The sequence below is a fragment of the Saccharothrix sp. S26 genome (assembly GCF_021390395.1).
In the GTDB taxonomy this organism is placed as follows: domain Bacteria; phylum Actinomycetota; class Actinomycetes; order Mycobacteriales; family Pseudonocardiaceae; genus Actinosynnema.
Map to the genome: position 1 here is coordinate 178,549 of NZ_JAJUWT010000003.1, position 19,500 is coordinate 198,048.

The window sequence follows — 19,500 nt, forward strand, 5'->3', positions numbered from 1 at the left end:
CAGAACGTTACAATCCGTTGCATGCAGTGCGGATGACAACGCAATGCGATCGCATTACACTTGGATGGTGTTCCGGGACGTCAAGGACCACCCATGGTCGGTAGAGCACATCGCACGCCACAACGTGACGCTCGACGAGGTGCGGGAGGCCATCCTTGAGCGTCCCTACTACCGAGTGAAGGGTGGGGACGGCAAGTTCTTGATCTACGGTCGTACCTACTCAGGGCGCTACTTGTTCGTTGTGGCTGTTGATGACGAGGGTGAAGCCTTCGTCGTGACAGCCCGTGACATGACGTCCGATGAGAAGAAGACCTTCCAGCGGAAGGCACGGTGACGATGATGGTTAGGACGACGAGGACGACGAGGGATAGGTCCCTTCCGAGACCGGCCGAAGAGCTTGAAGCTCTAGCGGAGTACTACGGCACCCATGACACGTCTGCCGAGATGGAGGACGGTGAGTGGGTTGATCCTCGGCCGATGAAGACGACTTCGCTACGTCTGCCAACCGATGTCGTAGACGCGCTCAAGTCGCTCGCTCAAGCCCAAGGGCAGCGGTATACCGCCTTGGTGAGGGAGATCATCGAGCAAGCCATCTCCGGCGCCCACGTAACCGCTGGTCAAGAAGTTGTACGTAGCATCGATAGACGTCTCGCGAAGATCGAAAAGGTAGTCGCGGAGACGGTGGTGGCGGAGAGGCGTGTGACCGCCTCCAGGCGTGATCAGACTCGCAAGGTTGCCGCAGCTGCCCTGCGGCAACCAAGTGGCATGGTGCGCAAGTTGGCTGGTGGTCGCACGTTGACTGGCAAGTTCGCCAAAGGGAAGGTCCAGCCTAAGGGTGCCAAGTCGCATCGATGAGCCCTGACGACGACGCGTCGGCCCCTTGGAGCGACTCCAAGGGGCCGACGTGGTTTCACGGTGGTTTCGCGGAGGGCGGCAGACGTGGGCAGATTCCGGCTGACGGCGACTGACGGAAAAGATCAAGCCCCGGCCGCGTTTCCGCTGGCCAGGGCCTGATTCACCCGGCGAAAGGTGAGTGCCCCCGGCAGGATTCGAACCTGCGACACACGGTTTAGGAAACCGATGCTCTATCCCCTGAGCTACGAGGGCGCGGGGGTGAGCCTACCGGGTGGTGGGGGTGGGCAGTGGTGGTGGGGTTGTCACTCGGTGGGCCTAGGGTTGTGCACCTTGGGTCAGGGGGTGGGGGGTCGGGGGTCGGCTGTCCGGGGGAAGTGGGCGACCTCATCTGTTCCGCACCGGTCCGGTCAGGTACAGAAGGGGCACATCCCCTCCGACGAAAGCCATCCCATGAGCAGCCGACCTTGGCCTGACTTCCGTCCCGGCCCGCTGGGCTCCCTCGGCGCCTGGTGGCGGCGGCTCCGGGCCCGCCCCAACGCCGAGCAGTACACGTTCGTGCCCGCCTCGACGTCGCACGAGCACCCGTTCGAGTCGCCGCTGCCCAGCGCCGTCTACGGGCTCGACTTCCACGCCAAGATGACCATCCACTGGCGCGTGGACCTGACCACGGGCGTGCGGCACAACGCCCCGCGCAGCGCGGCGGTCAACGACATCGTCCACCGGGCCAAAGCCCTCACCGAACGGGCGATGCTCGTCCACCACGCCCCGTTGCAGCACCAGCTCGGCGCGGAGCTCGCCGCCGAACGGCAGGTGGAGGGCACGCACGTCTGGGCGCGGGCCGACGCGGTGGAGTTGACCGTGGACGAGCACGACCTCGCGATGGCGCGCAAGCACATCGAGCTGCTCCAGACCACCACGATGCGCCAGGCCGAACGGGACGCCGAGCGCGCCGAGATCAAGTACCTGCGCGACGAGGTGCTGACCGACCTGTCCAGCGCCACGATCTGGTGGCTCATCCGCAACGGCTACGAGGTGGAGCAGGCGGTCAAGTTGAGCAGGCACCTGGCCGAGCTCGTCTCCATCGCCTCGCAGCGCCGCGACCGGCACTGGGCGGACACCCTCGTCACCTCCTTCGAGAGCGCCCTGCCCCGCCTGGACGACGGCCACCGCGCCGACGTGCGCCTCCACCTGGCCAAGGCGCTCGGCATCTACGGGGGCTCCACGGTGGCCGCCGAGTTCGCCGAGCAGGTCGGGCTGCCGCCGCAGCTGCCGCCGCACCAGAACGGCGCGAAGCCGCTGACGTGATTGCCTAACCTGGTCACCGTGACCCACAACCTGACCGAGGCGCGTGGCGCGGCCGTGGCCGGCGCGCTGCGCGTCCTCGCCCGGCTCACGCCGTTCGTCGAACCCGAGCTGATCGGCCTGCGCGAAGTGGTGCGGCCCGGTGACGTGTGCGTCGACATCGGCGCGGCGCTCGGCCTCTACACCGTCTCCCTGTCCCGCCTCGTCGGTCCACAAGGGACGGTGCACAGCATCGAGCCGCTCGTGTTCGCGCACCCCGCGCTGTCGTTCCTGCTGCGCCCGCGCGAGGGCCGCAACGTCGTGCGGCACTCCGTCGCGCTGGGCGTCAGCGAGGGCCGCGAGGTGATGAGCGTGCCGGTCCGCCACGGCGCACCGGTCACCGGCCGTTCGTTCCTCACCTCGGGCGCGGACGGGCTCGGCTCGAACGCCGAGTTCACCGACCACATGGAGGTCCTGGTCCGCACGGACACGCTGGACCGCTTCTGCGCGGCCAACGCCGTCGACCGGCTCGACTTCGTCAAGGCCGACGTGGAAGGCGCGGAACTGCGCGTGCTGCAAGGCGGTGCCGAGACGGTGGAGAGGTTTCGACCGAAACTTCTCCTGGAGATCGAGGAACGGCACGTGCTGCGCTTCGGCTACCGGGCCCGCGACGTGCAGGAGTGGTTGGCCGAGCGCGGCTACCGGATGCACGCCTGGCACCGCAACACGTGGCGGCCGGTCGACCGGATCGACGAGCGCGTGCGCAACTACCTGTTCGTGGCGAGGTGAACGAGCCGGGTAACGGCTGGTCGAGGCCGGAGGAGTAGCGGAAGACCCCGGTCCCTGGGGGTGGACCGGGGTCTTCCTGTGGGCCGGTCTACGAGACGTAGACCTCAAGTTCGTAAATCGAGTATCCGTATCCGGTGGCCCGTTGGATACCCGTCATTCGTACGAATCGTGCCGCATCCGGTGGGAACGACGCAAGATCCCGGCCGCCATCACCCGCGGCGGTCTCGTAGGCGGTCTTCCACGTTTGACCGTCGGTGGACAGTTCTATGCGATATGCCTTGGCATAAGCGGCTTCCCACGACAGCACGACCCGGCCCACGGTGCGCGTCACGCCCAGGTCGACCTGCACCCATTGCCGGTCCGACCAGTCGCTGGCCCACCGGGTGTCCGGTTCGCCGTCCACGACGTGCGACGGCGGTGAGCTGTACCAGCCGCGTTCGTAGCTGCTGGCCGTGGCCGTGGCGCCGGCGGCGAGGTTGGCCACGGCCGTCCCGCGGCGGGACGGGAACTGCACGACCTGCTGGTAGGTGGGCCGGTTCTGCCAGTTCACCTTGTCGTGGGTGATGCCACCCATGGCGCGGTGGATGATGGTGTCCGCGCACCACTGGTCGCCCGCGGCGCAGGAGTCGTCGCCGGGGTAGACGGTGGTGGCGGGCGTGGCCGCCGCGGCGCTGAGGCTGTCCAGCAGGGCCTGGCGGCAGGCGGCGACGTCGCCGTTGCCGCAGTAGCGCGTGGCGAGCGGGCCGTCCACGCGGTCGCCGAGGACCGCGCGCAGGTCCTTGTCGACGTAGCTCCACCAGCCGTTCTGGAACGACGAGCCCTTGTGCGGCGCGGAGCCGTGGGTGTCCGACGGCGGTTCGTCGACCTGCACGGCACGGGTCAGCTGCCCGTAGAGCGCGTCACCGAGGCCGGGCTTGAACTGCGCCTCCACCAGGCGCGGCCACCACGCGTCGAGCAGGCGGATCGCGTCGGCGTGGGCGTAGGTCTTGCTGCCGCGCGCGGTCTCCTTGCGCAGCGAGCCGGCGCGCTGCCAGTCGCGGAGCTTGGTCACGGCGGAGGCCAGGGTCGGGTCGGTGACCGCGGCGGTGTCGATGACCCGGAGCAGGTCGGGGAGCACCTGTTCGGCACGCAGGTCCGCCACGCCCGCCTCGGCCATGGCCTTCGTGAGCGACGACCGGGTGACCTTGCCGTTGGCGATCAGCCGGCTCACGCGGTCGTCCAGCAGGTCGCCGCGGTGCACCGAGCCCATGCCGTAGCCGGACGCGGAGTAGTCCAGCGCCTGCTTGTTGTTCCAGCTGATGTAGTAGTCCTGGTTGACGGAGTTCGGGTGCTGCGCGAACGGCGTGTACGTCGCGGTGTTGCGGTCGGCGTTCCAGCCCTCCCACTCGTAGGCGGGCTCGGCCTTCACGGGCAGGTGGGGGTCGACGGTCGCCTTGCGCACGGGGTTCGCGCCGGAGTTGAAGTACGCGGTGTCGCGCGAGTCCACGTAGAACCAGTTGAACGCGTACCCGATGTGCTCGGCGGCCCGCTGGAAGTCGGCGGCGGATTTGATCGCGTCGGGGTCGTTGAACTCCTGGAACCCGAGGATCGAGTCGACCTCGTGCAGGTAGGTCGAGCGTAGCGAGGTGTAGGCGACGAACTTGCCGTCCACCCTGGCCCGGCTCTGCACCAGGCCGTACTTGGTGCGGTGCATGACGAGCGTGTACGAGCCGGCGGGCGTGGGGTCGGCCACCGTCGGCTTCCAGGAGTTCTTGCGCTCCAGGCGTTCCATCGGCAGGCACTGGCCGTGGTAGCGGTAGTGCAGCGAGCCCGCGGTGGGCGCGGCCCCGGTCGGCTCGCACAGTTCCACGGCGTAGGTGTCGGTGATGTCCTGCCCGGCCGAGGTCGCGCTCCACGAGTAGTCGACGCCGCGGCCGAGCTGCACGTACATCGACACGCCGGCGAACGACACGCCGCGGGCGCGCAGGCCCGGTCCGTTCAGCTCTTGCAGCATGAGCAGTTGCGGGGCGAAGTAGCCGGTCTGCGGTCCCCAGACGGCGATCGGGTTGCCGGTGTCGGTGTGCGCGCCGGAGACGACCAGCGCGTTGGACATGCCGTGCTTCTTGGTGAGCAGGTCGCGGGGGAGGACGCCGTCGGCGAACAGGCCGGCGAGCGGTGCGAGCTGCGCGGGCGTGTCCACTGTGGACGGCGAAGTGGCCGCCGCTTGGCCGAGCACCATCGGTTCGGGCGTCACGACGCCGTTGTCGGGCAGCGCCACGCCTTGCGGTGAGGCGGGTGTGGTGGCGTAGGGGAAGCGCTGTCCGTTGTGGAGGGTGAGCACGGCCTCGGGGTCGTTCTGCTCGCGGAACGACCGCCAGACCTGCTCGCCCGCGGCCGCGCCGTACTTGTTCTGGGCGGCGAGCTTGACCAGGGCGTTCTGCACCTCGCCGCCACCGCCCGCGCCGAACAGCCCGCCCACGACGGCGGCGATCGCGACCAGGTCGGTCGGCTGGAACGGCTTGATGTCGTTCCAGTTGGTGATCGCGTCGGCGTGCCCGGTCAGCACGTACTCGCCGGGGAACGTGCGGTTGTTCACCGAGGCGGTGAGGTAGGCGTTGATGCCCGCGATGTAGTCCTTGACGTCCTGCAACGCCTGCGCGCCGCGCGGGCCCTGGGTGGCGACCTGGTCGATCTGCGCCTGGAGGTCGGCCTCGGTGTAGGGGATCTGGTTGTAGAAGCTCTGCTCCAGCGCCCGGTTGCCCTCGGCACCGCCGGCGAAGCCGGACAACTGGCCGCGGCCCAGGTGGCGGAACAGGTCCATCAGCCACAGCCGGTCCTGGGCGGCGGCGTAGCCCGCGCCGAACTCGGTGCCGGAACGGGTGGTCCCGTAGATGTGCGGCATGCCGATGGCCTTGTCGCGCACGATCGTGACGTCGGCGCGGGGCTTGATGGTGCTCTCGACCTGGTCGGCCGGGACGCCGAACGAGGCGTCGTTGAAGAACGCGCCCAGTTGCTCGTTGGTCAGGCCGCCGTAGCCGGAGACGAGCGAGTCGTAGCGGCCCAGCTGGTCGGCCGAGTGCGCCGGGCGGGTGCCCAGCGCGCGGTGGGCCAGGATCTCGGTGAGGGTGGCGTTGCCGTTCTGGCCGGGTGGCAGCACGTCGTGGCACTGGCCGAGGCAGTGGTCGTCCGGGGTGAACGCGGTGGTCCTCACCTCCGCTCGTGCGGTGGGTGCGGCCGGGGTGCCGGCGGGGACGGTGGTGGCCGCGGCGGTGAGGAGTGCGACCACGGCTAGCGATCGGGCGGCTCTCCGCATGACGCGAAGCTCCTTCCAGGCAGGGATCGTGTGACGCACGTTACTGGCTGGTCGCAGATTCGCGAAAGACCTTCGCGTTTGGGTGAGTGGTCGCGCGAGGTCGGTTCAGCCGTCCGGGGGTTACACCTTGACGATTACTGCTGATGTTGGGTGAATCCTTTACATGATGCGACGTCGATCGTTGCTGGTGGGAGCCGTCGGTGCCGGCGTGCTCGCGGGGTTGGGCGCTTCCCGGGCCCAGGCCTCGCCCATCCTGCCGATCCGCGGTTGCGCCGACTGGGGCGCGCGGCCGCCGGCGCAGCCGACCACCGTTGTGAACGAACGGCCCGTGCGGATCCTGATCCACCACACCGCGTCGGCCAACGTCACCGACTACTCGCAAGCGGCGGCGTACGCCAACGCGCGGTGGATCCAGGACCTGCACATGGACACCAACGGCTGGATCGACTCCGGCCAGCACTTCACCAACAGCCGCGGCGGGTTCCTGATGGAGGGCAGGCACGGCAGCCTGGCCGCGCTGCGAGCGGGTGACCGGGTGGTCGTCGGCGCGCACTGCCCCGGCCAGAACACGGCCGCCATCGGGATCGAGAACGAAGGCCTCTACATGGACGTGGAGCCGCCGAAGTTGCAGTGGGACTCGTTGGTGTCGTTCTGCGTGTACACGTGCGAGCAGTACGGCATCCCGCCGACGGCGATCCAGGGCCACCGGGACTACCGCGACACCCTCTGCCCGGGCGACAAGCTCTACGCCCTGCTGCCCCGGCTGCGCCAGGAAGTCGCGCGGGTGCTGGGTGTGGTCTGAGCCGGTCCAGGTCGTGTCCTGGCAACTGTGAACAGGCTGAACCCGAGTCCTCCCGTGGTGAGATAACGGTGAATTAACGTCAGCTTGCGTGTTCGTGCGCGAGGCTGGACGGGTACGAACACGAAACGCCAACGCGGGGAGGCGTCGTGATCAAGGTGATGCTGGCCGATGACGAAGACCTCGTCCGGTCCGGCCTTCGCATGATCCTCGGCAGCGCAGGCGACATGGAAGTCGTGGCCGAATGCGACGACGGGCACCTGGTGGCCGACCTGGCCCGCCGGCACCGCCCGCACGTCGTGCTGCTGGACATCCGGATGCGGTCGTCCGACGGGTTGATGGCGCTGCGCAGGCTGCGGGCCATCCCGGACCCGCCGAAGATCGCCATGCTGACCACGTTCGACGTGGACGAGTACGTGTCGGAGGCGCTGCGGTTGGGCGCTTCGGGCTTCCTGCTCAAGGACACCGAACCGGAACAACTGGTGCGGGCCGTGCGCGACCTCGCGGCGGGTGGCGCGGTGCTCGACCCCGGTGTGGCCGCGCGGGTGTTGGCGGCGGTCGCCGACGGTGAACGCGCGGCCGAGCCGGCCCGGCGGTTGCTGGCCTCGCTGTCCGAACGGGAGCGCGAGGTGCTCGTCCTCATCGGACAGGGCATGTCGAACGCCGAGATCGGCGGCACGTTGCACCTGTCCGAGGCGACGGTGAAGGGGTACGTGTCGTCGGTGCTCGGCAAGATCGGGGCGGTGAACCGGGTGCAGGCGGCGCTGGTCGCGTTCCGGGGTGGGTTGATCGCTTGAGCCCGGGGGCCGGACCGCCACCGGTCCGGCCCTGAGGGTTCTAGGCGCACAGGGCGGCGTGGAAGGTGCCGAGCATGCGGTCCACGCCCGTGCCGCCGGTCAGCGCGGTGATGTAGACCGTGGCGGCCCGGCCGGAGTCGTCCCGGCCGCTGACGGTCGCGACACCGCCGCCGCCCAGGTCGCCGCCGTGCGCCCAGGCGTGGCCGCCGCACGGGAGCGGCAACCGGACCACGCCGAGCCCGTAGGCCGCACCGGGGCCCAGCTCCGGCGCCGGGACGAGCGCCTGCATCTCGGCCAGCGCCCGGCGGGGCAGCAGCCGGCCGCCGAGCAGCTCCTGCCAGAACCGGTTGAGGTCCGACGGGGTGGACACCATCGCGCCGGACGCGCCCGCCCACGACGGCTCGAACTCCGTGACGTCGACCAGCGGCCCGGCCGGGTCTGCCTCGTCGACGGCGTAGTTGCGGGCGTGCGGGCCGCGGATGGCCCGCTCGCCGGCCGGCGGCCAGTAGGTGTCGGTCAGGTGCGCGGGGCGGATCGCCAACTCAGTGACGGCCGTGCCGATGTCCTGGTGCGTCAACCGCTCCACCAGCATGCCGGCGACGATGAAGCCCGTGTTGGAGTACCGCCACCCCTGACCCGGCGCGAAGTCCGGCTCGTGGGACAGGGCCAGGCGGAGCAGGTCCGCCGCCTCGACGGGGCCGGTCAGGTCCAGGTGCTCCACGTAGTCCGGCAGCCCGCTGGTGTTCTGCAGCAGTTGGCGCACCGTGATGTCACGGCCGTCGATCGCGCTGCCGGCGCCGGTGCCGCGCACCACGCCGGGCAGGTACGCCTCGATCGGCGCGTCGAGCCGGACCTGGTCGCGGGCGACCAGCCGCAGCACGGCGACCGCGACGAACGTCTTGGTGACGCTGGCGATCCGGAACCGCCCGTCGCCGTCGACCATCGGCAGGTCCGTGCCCGCCTCGGCCGTGCCGGACGTGACCGTGACCGACCTGCCGCGCCGGTCGCGGACCTCGGCCAGCGCCCCGGGAACGCGGTCGGCGCCGACGATCCCGTCGAGACCGGCCCTGACCGCCTCGACATCGGTGATCGGACCGCGCTCGGCGGCGGCCGGCGCGGCCGGCACCAGGACCGACGCTCCGGCTGTGATCGCCACCACGAAGTGGCGCAGTGCCCTGGGCTTGGTGTGCATGGACCAAGCCTGGTTCCCGGCCCGGTGCGCGCCAATGGTGCGGGCATCAGGGTCGGTGGTGGGCTTGAGCCCACCACGGGCGGCCGCTAGTTGCCGGAGACGGCTTCCGGGACGACCGGGTGCGGTTCGACCTCGACGCGGTTGCGGCCGTGGCGCTTCGCCCGGTACAGGGCCATGTCGGCGGCGGCGAACAGCTGGTCCAGTTTGGCCGGACCGGCGGCCACGCCGATGCTCACGGTCGGGCGGCGGGTGGTGCCCAGCACGACGGTCCAGTCGTGGCCGTCCACGGCGGCCCGGATGCGTTCGGCGACGGTCGGGCCGACCTCCTGGGCGTTGCCGCCCTGGTCGCCCAGCAGCACCACGAACTCGTCGCCCGCCCAGCGGGCGACCAGGTCGGCGGCGCGGCACTCGCGGCGCAGGAGTTGGGCGATCTCGCGCAGGGTCGCGTCGCCCGCCGCGTGACCGGCGTCGTCGTTCACCCCCTTGAAGCGGTCCACGTCGACCAGCACCAGCCAGGGGACGCGGCCGCGGGCGGCGGTGGCCTCCAGCAGGCCGGCGGCGGCGCGCTCCAGGCCCAGGCGGTTGGCCAGGCCCGTGAGCGGGTCGCGGGCGGCGGCTTCCTGGGCGGCCACGGCCAGGCGTTGGGCTTGGACGGCCACCCGGCGTTGTTCGAGGGCCTGGCCCAGTCCTTCCTGGAGGGTCTCGGTGGCGGTGCGGCCCGCGGCCACCGAGCAGCGCAACGCGGTCGCCTCGCCCACGTGGTCACCCATCTCGGCGCAGATGTCGGCCAGGTCGAGGGAGAAGCGCAGGAGCAGGGACGGGTCGTTGATCGATTCCGAGGCGGCGACCGCGCGGCTGGCCAGGGTGCGGGCCCGGACCAGGTCGCCCTGTTCCCGGCGGACCACGGCGAGCACCCAGCACGCGACGGCGGAGGCCCACTTGTCGCCCGCCTCCCGGGCTTGGCGCAGCGCCTCCCGGGCGTTCTCCTCGGCCTGGTCGAGCTCGCCGACGCCGGCCAGCGAACGGCTGTAGGCGGCGAGCAGGGCCCGGCGCATCTGCTCGTCCCGGGCCAGCGACAGGCCCTCCTTGAGGCAGGCGCGCGCTTCCTCGAAGATCGCCGGTGCGTGGTCGGGGTCGGAGGAGATCGCGCGGAAGTTCAGCGTGCCGCCCAGCCCCTGCAGGCAGTGGCCGAGGACCTCCCGGGCCGACGGCGAGGTCTCCGCCGCGCGGCGGGCGACCTGGACGGACAGGCGGAGCATGTCCACCGCGGCACGGCGGTTGCCGATGCCCTCCAGCAGGTAGGCCAGGGCGTGCATGGCCTGGGCGGCGGCAGGGGTGTCGCTGTGCTCGCCGTCGAGGTCGGTCCAGCCCTCGGCGGCCAGCTCCAGCGCCAGCGGGATGCGGCCCAGCCGCCAGGCCAGCTTCGCCCGGTTGACCAGGACCGCGGAGCGCTGCCAGCGGTCGGCGCCGGGTGGGACGCGGTTCACCACCTGGTCGAACAGGGTGTTGGCCTCCGCCAGGCGGCCAGCGTTCAGCAACGCCTTGACCTCGAGGTCGAGTTGCGGTGCCTGATCCGCTACCGGCCGATCTCGCTGCTCCACTCGTGCTGACACTCCATTCCGACTCGGCGAGACGGGTACGCGGGACCGCTCGCCGCCGGCACGGCTACCCCAGGCTACCGGCCCGAACGCCGGGTGTACCGCTCCTCGTGCAGGACTTCCTCCAGGGGCAGCCGGTGGCGCCAGCCGTGCCGCTCCAGGTCCGGGGTGTCCGGCAGGCACTCGACGGGCCCGACGCACAGCCAGGCCACCGGGCGCAGGGGCGGCGGCACGTCCAGCAGCCGGCGCAGCACGTCCTCGCGGTAGAAGCTGACCCAGCCGACGCCCAGGCCCTCCGCGGTCGCGGCCAGCCACAGGTTCTGGATGGCCAGGCAGACGGAGTACAGGCCGGCGTCGGCGATCGCGTGCCTGCCCAGGACGGCCGGCGAGCCGCGGTCGGGGTCGTAGGTGACGACGATGCCCAAGGTCGACTCCAGGATGCCCTCGACCTTGATCCGGGCGAACAGCTCGGCCTGGCGGGCGTCCAGCTCGGAGGCGAACACGCTGCGCTCGGCGTGGACGTGGTCGCGGAACGCGCGGCGGGTGTGCTCGTCGCGCACGACGATGAAGTCCCACGGCTGGGACAGGCCCACGCTGGGCGCGGCGTGCGCGGCGGAGAGCACCCGGCGCAGCACGTCCGGCGGGATCGGAGCGCCGGTGAACTCGCCCCTGGTGTCCCGCCGGCGGTGCAGGACGTCGTAGAAGCTCATTCGGACGATCGTGCCTCACGCGATCCGGTGAACCTGTCCCGGTGGGGGGTGGCGTCCGTCTCAACCGGGCGTTGAATGGCCGGTCATGGTCGGAACGGTGCACGGGTCCGCGCTGGGGTTCGCGGGCGGGGTGGTGGTGACCGCGCTGGCGGGCGGTTGGCCGGTGTTCGCCCTGCTCCTGCTGGTCGTCGTGGTGGTGGTCGTCTCGTGGTGGACGACCGTGCCCGGCGCGGTGCTCACGGCGGTGCAGTGCTGGGGCCTGTACGGCAGCTTCGTGATCGGCCACGAGGGGCAGCTGGTGGCGGACTGGCCCGCGCTGGCGGTGCTGGCGGTCGCGGCCACCGTGTCGCTCAGCGCTTTCGCGCGCGACCGGTCCTCCTCCATTGTGGATTCCGCCGCGGGTTGACCTTCACCCTGGGTGAAGCCGCACGGTGGATCCCGGCCGGGTCGTCCGGCCGAGGGAGGGGTGGGGGCGTGGAGCTGCTGACCATCGGGGCGTTCGCCCGGGCCGTCCGGCTGTCGCCGAAGGCGTTGCGGCTCTACGACGAGCTGGGGTTGCTGACGCCCGCCCGGGTCGACCCGCTGTCGGGGTACCGGCTGTACTCGCCGGACCAGGTGGAGCGGGCCCGGCTGGTGGCGTGGCTGCGCCGGCTCGGGATGCCGCTGGCCCGCATCCGAGGGGTGTGCGAGCTGGACCCGGCGGACGCCGCGGCCGAGGTGCGCGCCTACTGGGCGCAGGTCGAGGCCGACACCGCGGCACGCCGGAGCCTCGCCTCCTTCCTCGTGGAACAGCTCTCCGGGGAGGACAACACCATGACCGTGACGCTGAAGTACGCGGTGAGGACCGATCAAGGGCTCGTCCGCGAGTCGAACCAGGACGTCGGGTACGCGGGCGAGCGGTTGCTGGCCGTGGCCGACGGGTTCGGCGCGCGGGGCGAGCCGCTCAGCGCGATGGCCATCGACGCGCTCGCCGGGCTGGACACCGCGATCCCGGCGGGCGAGCTGCTCAACACCCTGGCGGACGCCGTGCGGCAGGCGGGGACGGCGGTGCGGGAGTACCTCACGGCCAACCCCGCCGACGAGTGCAGCGGCACCACGCTGACCGCGATGGTGCTGTCCGGGTCGCGGCTCGGGCTCGTGCACGTCGGCGACGCCCGGGTCTACCTGGCGCGGGGTGGCCGGCTGTTCCGCATCACGCACGACCACACGGCCGTGCAGTCGTTGATCGCGGAGGGCCGGCTGACCGAGGAGGAGGCGGTCAGCCACCCGCAGCGGTCGCTGTTGGTCCGCGCGCTGCACGGCAAGGCGGTGGAGCCGGACCTGGCGCTGCACGACGCCCTGCCGGGCGACCGGTACCTGCTGTGCACCGACGGCCTGCACACCGTGGTGCCGGAGGAGCGGGTGCGGGAGGTGCTGGTGTCGGAGGACGAGCCGGAGGAGGCGACGCGGCGGTTGGTCGAGCTGGCCAACGCGGGCGGCGGTCCGGACAACGTGGTCTGCGTGGTCGCCGACGTGGTGCCCGCCTAGGCCAACGGCCCCTGGGTCTCGCCGTCCGGTGACGGCCGCCACTGGTCGAACGGCCGGTCCAGCCGCCACGTCGTGCCGTCGTGGGTGAGCACGCGGTCCTCGCAGGTCTCCAGGTTCGACAGGGACTCGAACAGCTCGATGCTCCAGCCGAACAGGCGGCGGCACAGCAGGCGGATGGTCAGGCCGTGCGAGACGACCAGCGCGGTCGAGGGGTGCGCCGGGTCCTGCATCCGGGTCTCCAGGTCGGTCAGGAACGCGGCCAGGCGGTCGTCCACGTCCGCGCCCGACTCGCCGTTGGGCAGCCGGAAGAAGAAGTGCCCGAACGCGTGCCGCTGGTGCTTGAGCACCTCCTGCTGGACGGGGTCCTGGAGGTTGCCCCAGTCCTGCTCGCGCAACCTCGGCTCGGCGACCGTGCGCTCGACCTGGTCGCCGAGTTCGAGGTTGCGCAGCGTGGCCCTGGTGCGCACGTACGGGCTGACGTAGACCGCCGCCGGGTCGCCGTCGAGCAGCCGCTTGACGCGCGGCCCGGCCTCGCGGGCCTGCCGCTCGCCCAGCTCGGTCAAGGGGAGGGCGTGGTCGGGGATCCGGCAGTACGCCAGCTCGTCGACGTTGCCCAGGCTCTGTCCGTGACGCAGCAGGATGATCCGCACCTGTCCATCGTGCCGGTGTTACATTCGCAGGCGAAACCGGACGGAAGGTGTCACATGATCAAGTACGTCGCCCTGTACCGGAAGCCCGCCGACGTCGAGGCGTTCGACGAGGCCTACTTCGCGTCCCACCTGCCGCTGGTCGAGCGGACGCCGGGCCTGGTGCGGGCCGAGGTGGCGAAGGTCTCCCGCGTCTTCGCGCCCGGTTTCCTCGGCGAGCACGAACCGCACATCGTGGCCGAGATGTACTTCGAGTCCGCCGACGCCATGAAGGACGCCTTCCAATCGCCGCAGTGGCAGGCCGCGGGCGCCAACCTGGCCGAGATCGGCGGCGTCGAGCTGGTGGCGATGTTCGCCGCGGAGGTCGTCGCCCGATGATCTCGGTGGTGATCGGCGGCGGCACGATGGGCGCCGGTGTCGCCCACCTGCTCCTCGCCGGCGGGCACGAGGTGGTGCTGGTGGAAGCGGGCGCGGACCGGGCGTCGGCCGCGCGGCGGGCGGTGGAGGCGTCGCTGGCCAAGGCAGCCGAGCGCGGCAGGCTCGACGCCGTGCCGCACGAGCTGCTCGAGCGCCTGACCGTCGTCGAACGGCTGGACGCGCGGGTCGGGCAGGGCGCCGAGCTGGTCGTGGAGGCGGTGCCGGAAGACCTGGAGCTGAAGCGGCGGGTGCTCGGCGAGGCCGCGTCGGCGTGCCCGAAGGCGGTGCTGGCGTCGAACACGTCGTCGTTGTCGATCTCGGCGCTGGCGCGCGGCCTGCCGGGCGAGCGGGTGCTGGGGATGCACTTCTTCAACCCCGTGCCCGTGCAGCGGTTGGTCGAGCTCGTGCACCACGACGGGGTGGCCGCCGACGTGGTGGCCCGGGTCCGCGGCTGGGCCGAGGAGCTGGGCAAGACCGTGATCGAGGTGCGGGACGCGCCGGGGTTCGCCACCTCGCGGCTCGGGGTCGCGGTCGGCATGGAGGCGATCCGGATGCTGGAAGAGGGCGTCGCGAGCGCCGAGGACATCGACACCGGGATGCGCCTGGGCTACGGGTGGCCGATGGGCCCGCTGCGGTTGACCGACCTCGTTGGGTTGGACGTGCGGTTGGCCATCGCCGAGCACCTGGCCGCCGAGCTGGGGCCGCGCTTCGAGCCGCCGTCGTTGCTGCGGGAGAAGGTCGCGGCCGGACACCTCGGGCGGAAGACGGGCCAGGGGTTCTTCACCTGGTAAGCAGGACTCGTGCGCGTTCGCGAGCTGCCCGGGGACGACGTCGAGGAGGTCGACCGGCTGCGCCGGGCCGGGTTCGGCGTGCCGCCGGCGCGGCCCGGGCGGCGCGGGCTGCTGGCCGAGGTGGGCGGGCGTGCGGCGGGCGTGCTGACGATCACCGACTTCCACCAGTTCTGGGGCGGGTCGACCGTGCCCATGGGCGGGATCGGCGGGCCGGCCGTCGAACCCGGGGTGCGCGGTGCCCTGCTGGACGCGGCGCTGCGGGACCTGCGCGAACGCGGGCAGGCGGTGTCGGCGCTGTTCCCGACCGCGCCGGCGGTCCACCGGTCGCGCGGGTGGGCCGCGGGAGGCGTGCTCGAACACCTGGAGCTCCCGCTGGACGGCCTGCCCGCCGGTGACCCGATCCCCTCGCGGCCCGCGGAGCAAGGCGACCTCCCGGCGCTGCACGCCTGCTACGCGGACCTGGCGTCCACGGTGAACGGGCTGATCGACCGCAGCGCACCCGCCGTCGACGTGGCGGACGTGCTGGAACTGGACGTGGTGTCGGTGGTGCCCGGCCACGACGGCGAGCTGCGCGGGTACCTCACGGCCTCGCGCGACCCCGCGGGGTGGCGGGTGTTCGACCTGGTCGGGCGGGACCGGGCGACCCAGCTCGGGCTGCTGCGGCAGTTGCGCGACCGGGCCGGCGGGCGGGCTCGCGTGCGGGTGACCGACCCGGCCGTGACCGGGCTGCTGACCGACCAGGCGGTCGAGCACACCGCGACCACGTGGCTGTTGCGGGTGGTGGACCTGCCGGCGGCCGTGGCGGCACGGGGGTGGCCCGCGGCGCGGTGGCTGAAGCCCGCGGCGGTGGACCTGGAGGTCGTCGACGAACACGCCCCGTGGCACGCGGGGCGGCAGCGGCTCGTGGTCGAGGACGGTGAGGTGCGCGTGGAAGCCGGTGGCAGCGGGGAGGTGCGGTTGCACGCGAGGGCGCTGGGGCCGTGGTTCAGCGGGCTGCACGACACCCACGCGCTGCGCCGCGCCGGGCTGCTCGACGGTGCCGGCGCGCTGCTCGATCGGCTGGTCGGCGCACCTGGCGTCCCGCGTCTGGCCGACTGCTTCTAACCTGACCAGCCGTGCTGCTCGACGCGCTGGAACTGGTCGGCATCGCCGCGTTCGCCGCCTCCGGGGCGGTCGCGGCGGTGCGCGCGCGGCTGGACGTGTTCGGGGTCATCGTGCTGGCGCTGACCACCGCGCTCGGCGGCGGGACCATCCGGGACGTGCTGCTCGGCGTGCACCCGCCCGTGGCGCTGGTGAGCTGGCCCTACCTGGCCGTCGCCGGTGTCACCGGACTGGTGGTCTTCTGGTTTCACCCGACCGTGGCGAAGCTGTGGCGGGCCGTCCTGCTGCTCGACGCGATCGGCCTCGGCCTGTTCGTCACCGCGGGCACCACGACGGCGCTCGCGCTGGGCGCACCGCCCTACGCGGCGTGCCTGGTCGGGATGACCACGGGCATCGGCGGCGGCGCGCTGCGCGACGTGCTGCTGCGGGAGATCCCGCTGGTCTTGCGCCGGGAGATCTACGCGGTGGCGGCCCTGTGCGGCGCGGTCGTGGTGGCGTTCGGCGACTACCTGGGCCTGCCCGCGGTGCCCGTGACGCTGGCCGGGTCGGTGGTCATCGTCGGCCTGCGGCTGCTGGCGCTGTGGCGGCGCTGGAACGCCCCGGTGGCCCGCAAACTTGACGGGTAGCTCACACCGGCTTCTCAGGCGGCTCTCAGGACCAGGGACAAGACTGACCCACATGCGCATCCTCGTTGTCGACGACGACCGGGCCGTGCGTGAGTCGCTTCGCCGCTCACTGCAGTTCAACGGCTACCAGGTCGACCTAGCCGGCGACGGCCAGCAGGCCCTTGAATCCGTCCTCGCCCAGCGCCCCGACGCCATGGTGCTGGACGTGATGATGCCCCGGCTCGACGGGCTGGAGGTGTGCCGCCGGCTGCGCAGCACCGGCGACGACCTGCCGATCCTCGTGCTCACCGCCCGTGACGCGGTGTCCGACCGGGTGTCCGGGCTGGACGCGGGCGCCGACGACTACCTGCCCAAGCCGTTCGCGCTGGAGGAGCTGCTGGCCCGGCTGCGCGCGCTGCTGCGGCGGGCCGCGTCCGACGCCGAGGAGCCCGCCGGCGCGGTGCTGCGCTTCGCCGACCTGGAGCTCGACCCGGGCACCCGGGACGTGCGGCGCGGCGACCGGCCGATCAGCCTCACCCGGACCGAGTTCGCCCTGCTGGAGCTGTTCCTGGCGCACCCGAAGCAGGTGCTGACCCGCGGCCGGATCCTGGAGGACGTCTGGGGCTACGACTTCCCCACCTCGGGCAACGCGCTGGAGGTCTACGTCGGCTACCTGCGGCGCAAGACCGAGGCCGAGGGCGAACCCCGGCTGCTGCACACCGTGCGCGGCGTCGGCTACGTGCTGCGGGAGACCCCTCCGTGATCGGTGCCGCCAACGGGCGGCTCCAGCGGGTGTCGCTGCGGGCCAGGGTGACCCTGCTGGCCGCGTTCTGCGTGGCCGGGGCCGTCGCCGTCGTGTCGCTGGGCGCGTACATGACGGTGAGCCAGAACCTGCACGACCAGATGGACGCCAACCTGAGGCAGCGCGCCGAGGCCGCGGTGAACGCGCCCAAGGTCAACAACGACGTCACCGAGATCCCCGGCGCGTTCCTCGCGGCGGGCGACATCCGGATCGGCGTGCTGGACGTCAGCGGCCGGATCCTGTACCCGAAGGGCACGGTCGCGCCGCCGACGCAGCCCGCCGACCTCGACGTGGCGCGCGGCACCCGGCTGGAGAACATCTGGACCGACCTGCGCACCGACTTCCGGGTGATCGCGGTGCCGTACGGCGACGGCCAGGCCATGGTGATCGCGCAGTCCACCAAGCCGCTCAACGTCACGCTGGGCAAGCTGTCCGTGGTGCTGTTCGTGATCAGCGGCATGGGCGTGCTGGTCGCGGCGGCGGCGGGCACGGCCGTGGCGCGGACCGGGCTGCGGCCCGTGCAGCGGTTGACCGAGGCCACCGAACGGGTCGCGCTGACCGGCGACCTGCGGCCGATCCCGGTGTCCGGTGACGACGAGCTGGCGTTGTTGTCGCAGCGGTTCAACGCGATGCTGGGCGCGGTCGCGGAGTCGCAGGAGCGGCAGCGGCGGCTGGTCGCCGACGCCGGGCACGAGCTGCGCACGCCGTTGACGTCGATGCGGACGAACCTGGAGCTGCTGCTGGCCTCGGAGCGGCCGGACGCGCCGACGCTGTCCGACGAGGACAAGGCGGAGATCCACGCCGACGTGCGGGCCCAGCTGGACGAGCTGACCACGTTGATCGGCGACCTGGTGGAGTTGGCCCGCGAGGACGCGCCGCAGGTCGTGCACGAGCCGGTGGACCTGGTCGAGGTGGTCGAACGCGCCCTGGACCGGGCGAAGCGGCGGGCGTCCGACGTCGAGTTCCGGGTCGAGCTGCAACCGTGGTCGCTCCTGGGCGACTCCAGCGCGCTGGAACGGGCCGTGCTCAACCTGCTGGACAACGCGGTCAAGTTCAGCCCGGCGGGTGGCGTGGTGCGGCTCTCGGTGAAGCAGCTGGGCGACGGCAGCGCGGTCGTCGAGGTGGCCGACTCGGGCCCCGGCATCGCCGACGCCGACCTGCCGCACGTCTTCGAACGCTTCTACCGCTCCTCCGAAGCGCGCACGCTGCCCGGCTCGGGCCTGGGCCTGGCGATCGTCAAGCAGGTGGCCGAGCGCCACGGCGGCATGGCCTACGTGGGCCGGGCACCCGAGGGCGGCGCGCTGTTCGCCCTGCGCCTCCCCGGCCGCCCGTGAGTCCTACGTCCAGCGCGCGAGAGTCCTACGTTCACGACCCCTGAGTTCAACACTCACGACTAACGGCGTACGGCCTGAGCGTTGAACTCGAGGGTTCCGAACGTAGGACTCTCGCGTTCTGAACGTAGGACTCTCGGGTCAGGAGAGGGTGGCGAAGACCATCGGGCGGGTCGAGGCCGGCTTGTACTGGGTGGTCACGTTCTCGTTCGGGCCCCACCAGTGGCCGGTGGGCACGTCGTCGGACCCGGTGCTGATGAAGATCCAGCCCCGGCCGAGGCCGGTGTACTCGGTGCTGCCCACCCGGCGCGTGTCCGGGAACAGGTGGACCGGTGACCCGGACCACGAGCTGGGCACGCCGTGCGGCTCCTTGGTGCTGTCGATCACCGGCACGGCGTACTCGCGGGTCGCGGTGTTGCCGTCGCGGTCGTACAGCTGCGGCGTGCCCGCGACGACCATCATGTGCCCGGTCGCGTCACCGGTGCCGCCCGCGGAGTCGGTGTACTTCATCGCGATGACGTCGCCCTGCACCAGGGCGGGCACCGCGGTCTTGGTGGTGAAGTGGTCCGCGCCCGCCGACAACCCGTCGTAGTACTGCGCCGAGGTGGGGCTGGTGCTGCCGAACTCGGCGGTCAGGTAGCTGTCGGTGGCCCACGCGAACGTGTGCCTGAGGGACAGGGTGACCAGCGGCGCGCACTTGGACTTGCTCTCGTACGTGGTGGGGCTGCCCGGCGTGCCCCACACGGCGGTCGAAGCCCCGTCCGAGTAGTAGTTGTAGGTGGCCTGCCCGGGCCAGGCCAGGGAGTTCAGCTCGTCGGCGAGCTCGGCCACCTCGGCGTAGAGGGTGGCCGAACTCGCCTGCGCGGGCGGTGCGACCGCGAGGGCGGCGACCACCGCGGCGGAGCAGGCGACCAGGGCGCGACGGATGGGCATCAGGTGTCCTCTCGACGACTTCTGCCCATACGG

The 19,500-nt window shown here is 71.8% G+C and carries 20 protein-coding genes and 1 tRNA gene; 14 read left to right on the forward strand and 7 right to left on the reverse strand.

The annotated features are described in order from the left end of the window. Positions 1–67 precede the first annotated feature (67 nt). Both LZG04_RS05755 and LZG04_RS05760 read left to right on the forward strand, forming a co-directional pair. A complete protein-coding gene (locus LZG04_RS05755) occupies positions 68–334 on the forward strand; it encodes a DUF4258 domain-containing protein (RefSeq protein WP_233813901.1) in 267 nt (88 codons plus the stop codon). Positions 335–477: 143 nt separating this feature from the next. After that, positions 478–855, forward strand: coding sequence for a hypothetical protein (locus LZG04_RS05760; RefSeq protein WP_233813903.1), 378 nt, complete (start codon positions 478–480; stop codon positions 853–855). A 179-nt stretch (positions 856–1,034) separates the two neighbouring features. Here LZG04_RS05760 and LZG04_RS05765 read toward each other — a convergent pair. Next, a tRNA-Arg gene (locus LZG04_RS05765) sits at positions 1,035–1,107 on the reverse strand. 198 nt (positions 1,108–1,305) lie between these two features. On the opposite strand from LZG04_RS05765, the gene LZG04_RS05770 reads away from it, so the two are divergent. Continuing rightward, the gene (locus tag LZG04_RS05770; protein ID WP_233813905.1) at positions 1,306–2,160 is read left to right on the forward strand and encodes a hypothetical protein; all 855 of its coding nucleotides are present in this window, start codon (positions 1,306–1,308) and stop codon (positions 2,158–2,160) included. An 18-nt stretch (positions 2,161–2,178) separates the two neighbouring features. Next, positions 2,179–2,925 carry an FkbM family methyltransferase gene (locus LZG04_RS05775; RefSeq protein WP_233813907.1) on the forward strand — a complete coding sequence of 249 codons (747 nt, stop codon included), beginning with the start codon at positions 2,179–2,181 and terminating at the stop codon, positions 2,923–2,925. 88 nt (positions 2,926–3,013) lie between these two features. Here LZG04_RS05775 and LZG04_RS05780 read toward each other — a convergent pair whose 3' ends face one another. Then, positions 3,014–6,217 carry a penicillin acylase family protein gene (locus LZG04_RS05780; protein WP_233813909.1) on the reverse strand — a complete coding sequence of 1,068 codons (3,204 nt, stop codon included), beginning with the start codon at positions 6,215–6,217 and terminating at the stop codon, positions 3,014–3,016. A gap of 166 nt (positions 6,218–6,383) precedes the next feature. Between LZG04_RS05780 and LZG04_RS05785 the strand changes: the two genes are divergently transcribed. Both LZG04_RS05785 and LZG04_RS05790 read left to right on the forward strand, forming a co-directional pair. Next, positions 6,384–7,019 carry a peptidoglycan recognition family protein gene (locus tag LZG04_RS05785; protein ID WP_233813912.1) on the forward strand — a complete coding sequence of 212 codons (636 nt, stop codon included), beginning with the start codon at positions 6,384–6,386 and terminating at the stop codon, positions 7,017–7,019. Positions 7,020–7,165: 146 nt separating this feature from the next. Then, positions 7,166–7,813: a response regulator transcription factor gene (locus tag LZG04_RS05790; RefSeq protein ID WP_233813914.1), complete on the forward strand. Its 648-nt coding sequence runs from the start codon at positions 7,166–7,168 to the stop codon at positions 7,811–7,813. A gap of 40 nt (positions 7,814–7,853) precedes the next feature. On the opposite strand, the gene LZG04_RS05795 is transcribed toward LZG04_RS05790, so the two are convergent. From LZG04_RS05795 to bluB, 3 genes are all read right to left on the reverse strand, one after another. Next, positions 7,854–9,005 (reverse strand): serine hydrolase, encoded by a 1,152-nt coding sequence (locus LZG04_RS05795; RefSeq protein WP_233813916.1) that lies wholly within the window; start codon positions 9,003–9,005, stop codon positions 7,854–7,856. Between the two features lie 86 nt (positions 9,006–9,091). Further along, complete coding sequence (locus LZG04_RS05800) at positions 9,092–10,543, reverse strand: diguanylate cyclase (protein ID WP_267935161.1); 1,452 nt, start codon at positions 10,541–10,543, stop codon at positions 9,092–9,094. Between the two features lie 137 nt (positions 10,544–10,680). After that, positions 10,681–11,313, reverse strand: coding sequence for a 5,6-dimethylbenzimidazole synthase (gene bluB / locus LZG04_RS05805; RefSeq protein WP_233813920.1), 633 nt, complete (start codon positions 11,311–11,313; stop codon positions 10,681–10,683). An 85-nt stretch (positions 11,314–11,398) separates the two neighbouring features. Here bluB and LZG04_RS05810 point away from each other — a divergent pair, with 85 nt between their 5' ends. Both LZG04_RS05810 and LZG04_RS05815 read left to right on the forward strand, forming a co-directional pair. Then, a complete protein-coding gene (locus LZG04_RS05810) occupies positions 11,399–11,719 on the forward strand; it encodes a hypothetical protein (RefSeq protein WP_233813922.1) in 321 nt (106 codons plus the stop codon). 68 nt (positions 11,720–11,787) lie between these two features. Continuing rightward, a complete protein-coding gene (locus tag LZG04_RS05815; RefSeq protein ID WP_233813924.1) occupies positions 11,788–12,840 on the forward strand; it encodes a MerR family transcriptional regulator in 1,053 nt (350 codons plus the stop codon). Here LZG04_RS05815 and LZG04_RS05820 read toward each other — a convergent pair. Then, complete coding sequence (locus LZG04_RS05820) at positions 12,837–13,490, reverse strand: histidine phosphatase family protein (RefSeq protein WP_233813926.1); 654 nt, start codon at positions 13,488–13,490, stop codon at positions 12,837–12,839. The genes LZG04_RS05815 and LZG04_RS05820 overlap by 4 nt on opposite strands. A gap of 54 nt (positions 13,491–13,544) precedes the next feature. Between LZG04_RS05820 and LZG04_RS05825 the strand changes: the two genes are divergently transcribed. From LZG04_RS05825 to LZG04_RS05850, 6 genes are read left to right on the forward strand one after another with little or no spacing between them, the layout of a single operon-like run. Beyond that, positions 13,545–13,865 carry an EthD family reductase gene (locus LZG04_RS05825; protein WP_233813928.1) on the forward strand — a complete coding sequence of 107 codons (321 nt, stop codon included), beginning with the start codon at positions 13,545–13,547 and terminating at the stop codon, positions 13,863–13,865. Continuing rightward, complete coding sequence (locus LZG04_RS05830) at positions 13,862–14,695, forward strand: 3-hydroxyacyl-CoA dehydrogenase family protein (protein ID WP_233813930.1); 834 nt, start codon at positions 13,862–13,864, stop codon at positions 14,693–14,695. Before LZG04_RS05825 ends, LZG04_RS05830 begins: the two co-directional genes overlap by 4 nt. A 9-nt stretch (positions 14,696–14,704) precedes the next feature. Beyond that, positions 14,705–15,799 (forward strand): enhanced intracellular survival protein Eis, encoded by a 1,095-nt coding sequence (gene eis / locus LZG04_RS05835; RefSeq protein ID WP_233813932.1) that lies wholly within the window; start codon positions 14,705–14,707, stop codon positions 15,797–15,799. An 11-nt stretch (positions 15,800–15,810) separates the two neighbouring features. Continuing rightward, positions 15,811–16,422, forward strand: coding sequence for a trimeric intracellular cation channel family protein (locus LZG04_RS05840; RefSeq protein WP_233813934.1), 612 nt, complete (start codon positions 15,811–15,813; stop codon positions 16,420–16,422). A gap of 52 nt (positions 16,423–16,474) precedes the next feature. Continuing rightward, positions 16,475–17,164, forward strand: a complete 690-nt coding sequence (locus LZG04_RS05845; protein ID WP_233813936.1) for a response regulator transcription factor — start codon at positions 16,475–16,477, stop codon at positions 17,162–17,164. Next, the gene (locus LZG04_RS05850) at positions 17,161–18,537 is read left to right on the forward strand and encodes a cell wall metabolism sensor histidine kinase WalK (RefSeq protein WP_233813938.1); all 1,377 of its coding nucleotides are present in this window, start codon (positions 17,161–17,163) and stop codon (positions 18,535–18,537) included. The genes LZG04_RS05845 and LZG04_RS05850 overlap by 4 nt, the downstream gene beginning before the upstream one ends. 138 nt (positions 18,538–18,675) lie before the next feature. Here the strand turns inward: LZG04_RS05850 and LZG04_RS05855 are convergent, their stop codons facing one another. Beyond that, positions 18,676–19,467: a hypothetical protein gene (locus LZG04_RS05855; RefSeq protein ID WP_233813940.1), complete on the reverse strand. Its 792-nt coding sequence runs from the start codon at positions 19,465–19,467 to the stop codon at positions 18,676–18,678. Positions 19,468–19,500: the final 33 nt, after the last annotated feature.

What these genes read in the sequence shown, in the direction of transcription:
- LZG04_RS05845 (WP_233813936.1), top strand. Translation starts at nt 16,475, where the DNA reads ATGCGCATCCTCGTTGTCGACGACGACCGGGCCGTGCGTGAGTCGCTT.
- LZG04_RS05780 (WP_233813909.1), bottom strand. Translation starts at nt 6,217, where the DNA reads ATGCGGAGAGCCGCCCGATCGCTAGCCGTGGTCGCACTCCTCACCGCC.
- LZG04_RS05825 (WP_233813928.1), top strand. Translation starts at nt 13,545, where the DNA reads ATGATCAAGTACGTCGCCCTGTACCGGAAGCCCGCCGACGTCGAGGCG.
- LZG04_RS05760 (WP_233813903.1), top strand. Translation starts at nt 478, where the DNA reads ATGAAGACGACTTCGCTACGTCTGCCAACCGATGTCGTAGACGCGCTC.
- LZG04_RS05810 (WP_233813922.1), top strand. Translation starts at nt 11,399, where the DNA reads ATGGTCGGAACGGTGCACGGGTCCGCGCTGGGGTTCGCGGGCGGGGTG.
- LZG04_RS05785 (WP_233813912.1), top strand. Translation starts at nt 6,384, where the DNA reads ATGCGACGTCGATCGTTGCTGGTGGGAGCCGTCGGTGCCGGCGTGCTC.
- LZG04_RS05770 (WP_233813905.1), top strand. Translation starts at nt 1,306, where the DNA reads ATGAGCAGCCGACCTTGGCCTGACTTCCGTCCCGGCCCGCTGGGCTCC.
- LZG04_RS05795 (WP_233813916.1), bottom strand. Translation starts at nt 9,005, where the DNA reads ATGCACACCAAGCCCAGGGCACTGCGCCACTTCGTGGTGGCGATCACA.
- LZG04_RS05830 (WP_233813930.1), top strand. Translation starts at nt 13,862, where the DNA reads ATGATCTCGGTGGTGATCGGCGGCGGCACGATGGGCGCCGGTGTCGCC.
- LZG04_RS05855 (WP_233813940.1), bottom strand. Translation starts at nt 19,467, where the DNA reads ATGCCCATCCGTCGCGCCCTGGTCGCCTGCTCCGCCGCGGTGGTCGCC.
- bluB (WP_233813920.1), bottom strand. Translation starts at nt 11,313, where the DNA reads ATGAGCTTCTACGACGTCCTGCACCGCCGGCGGGACACCAGGGGCGAG.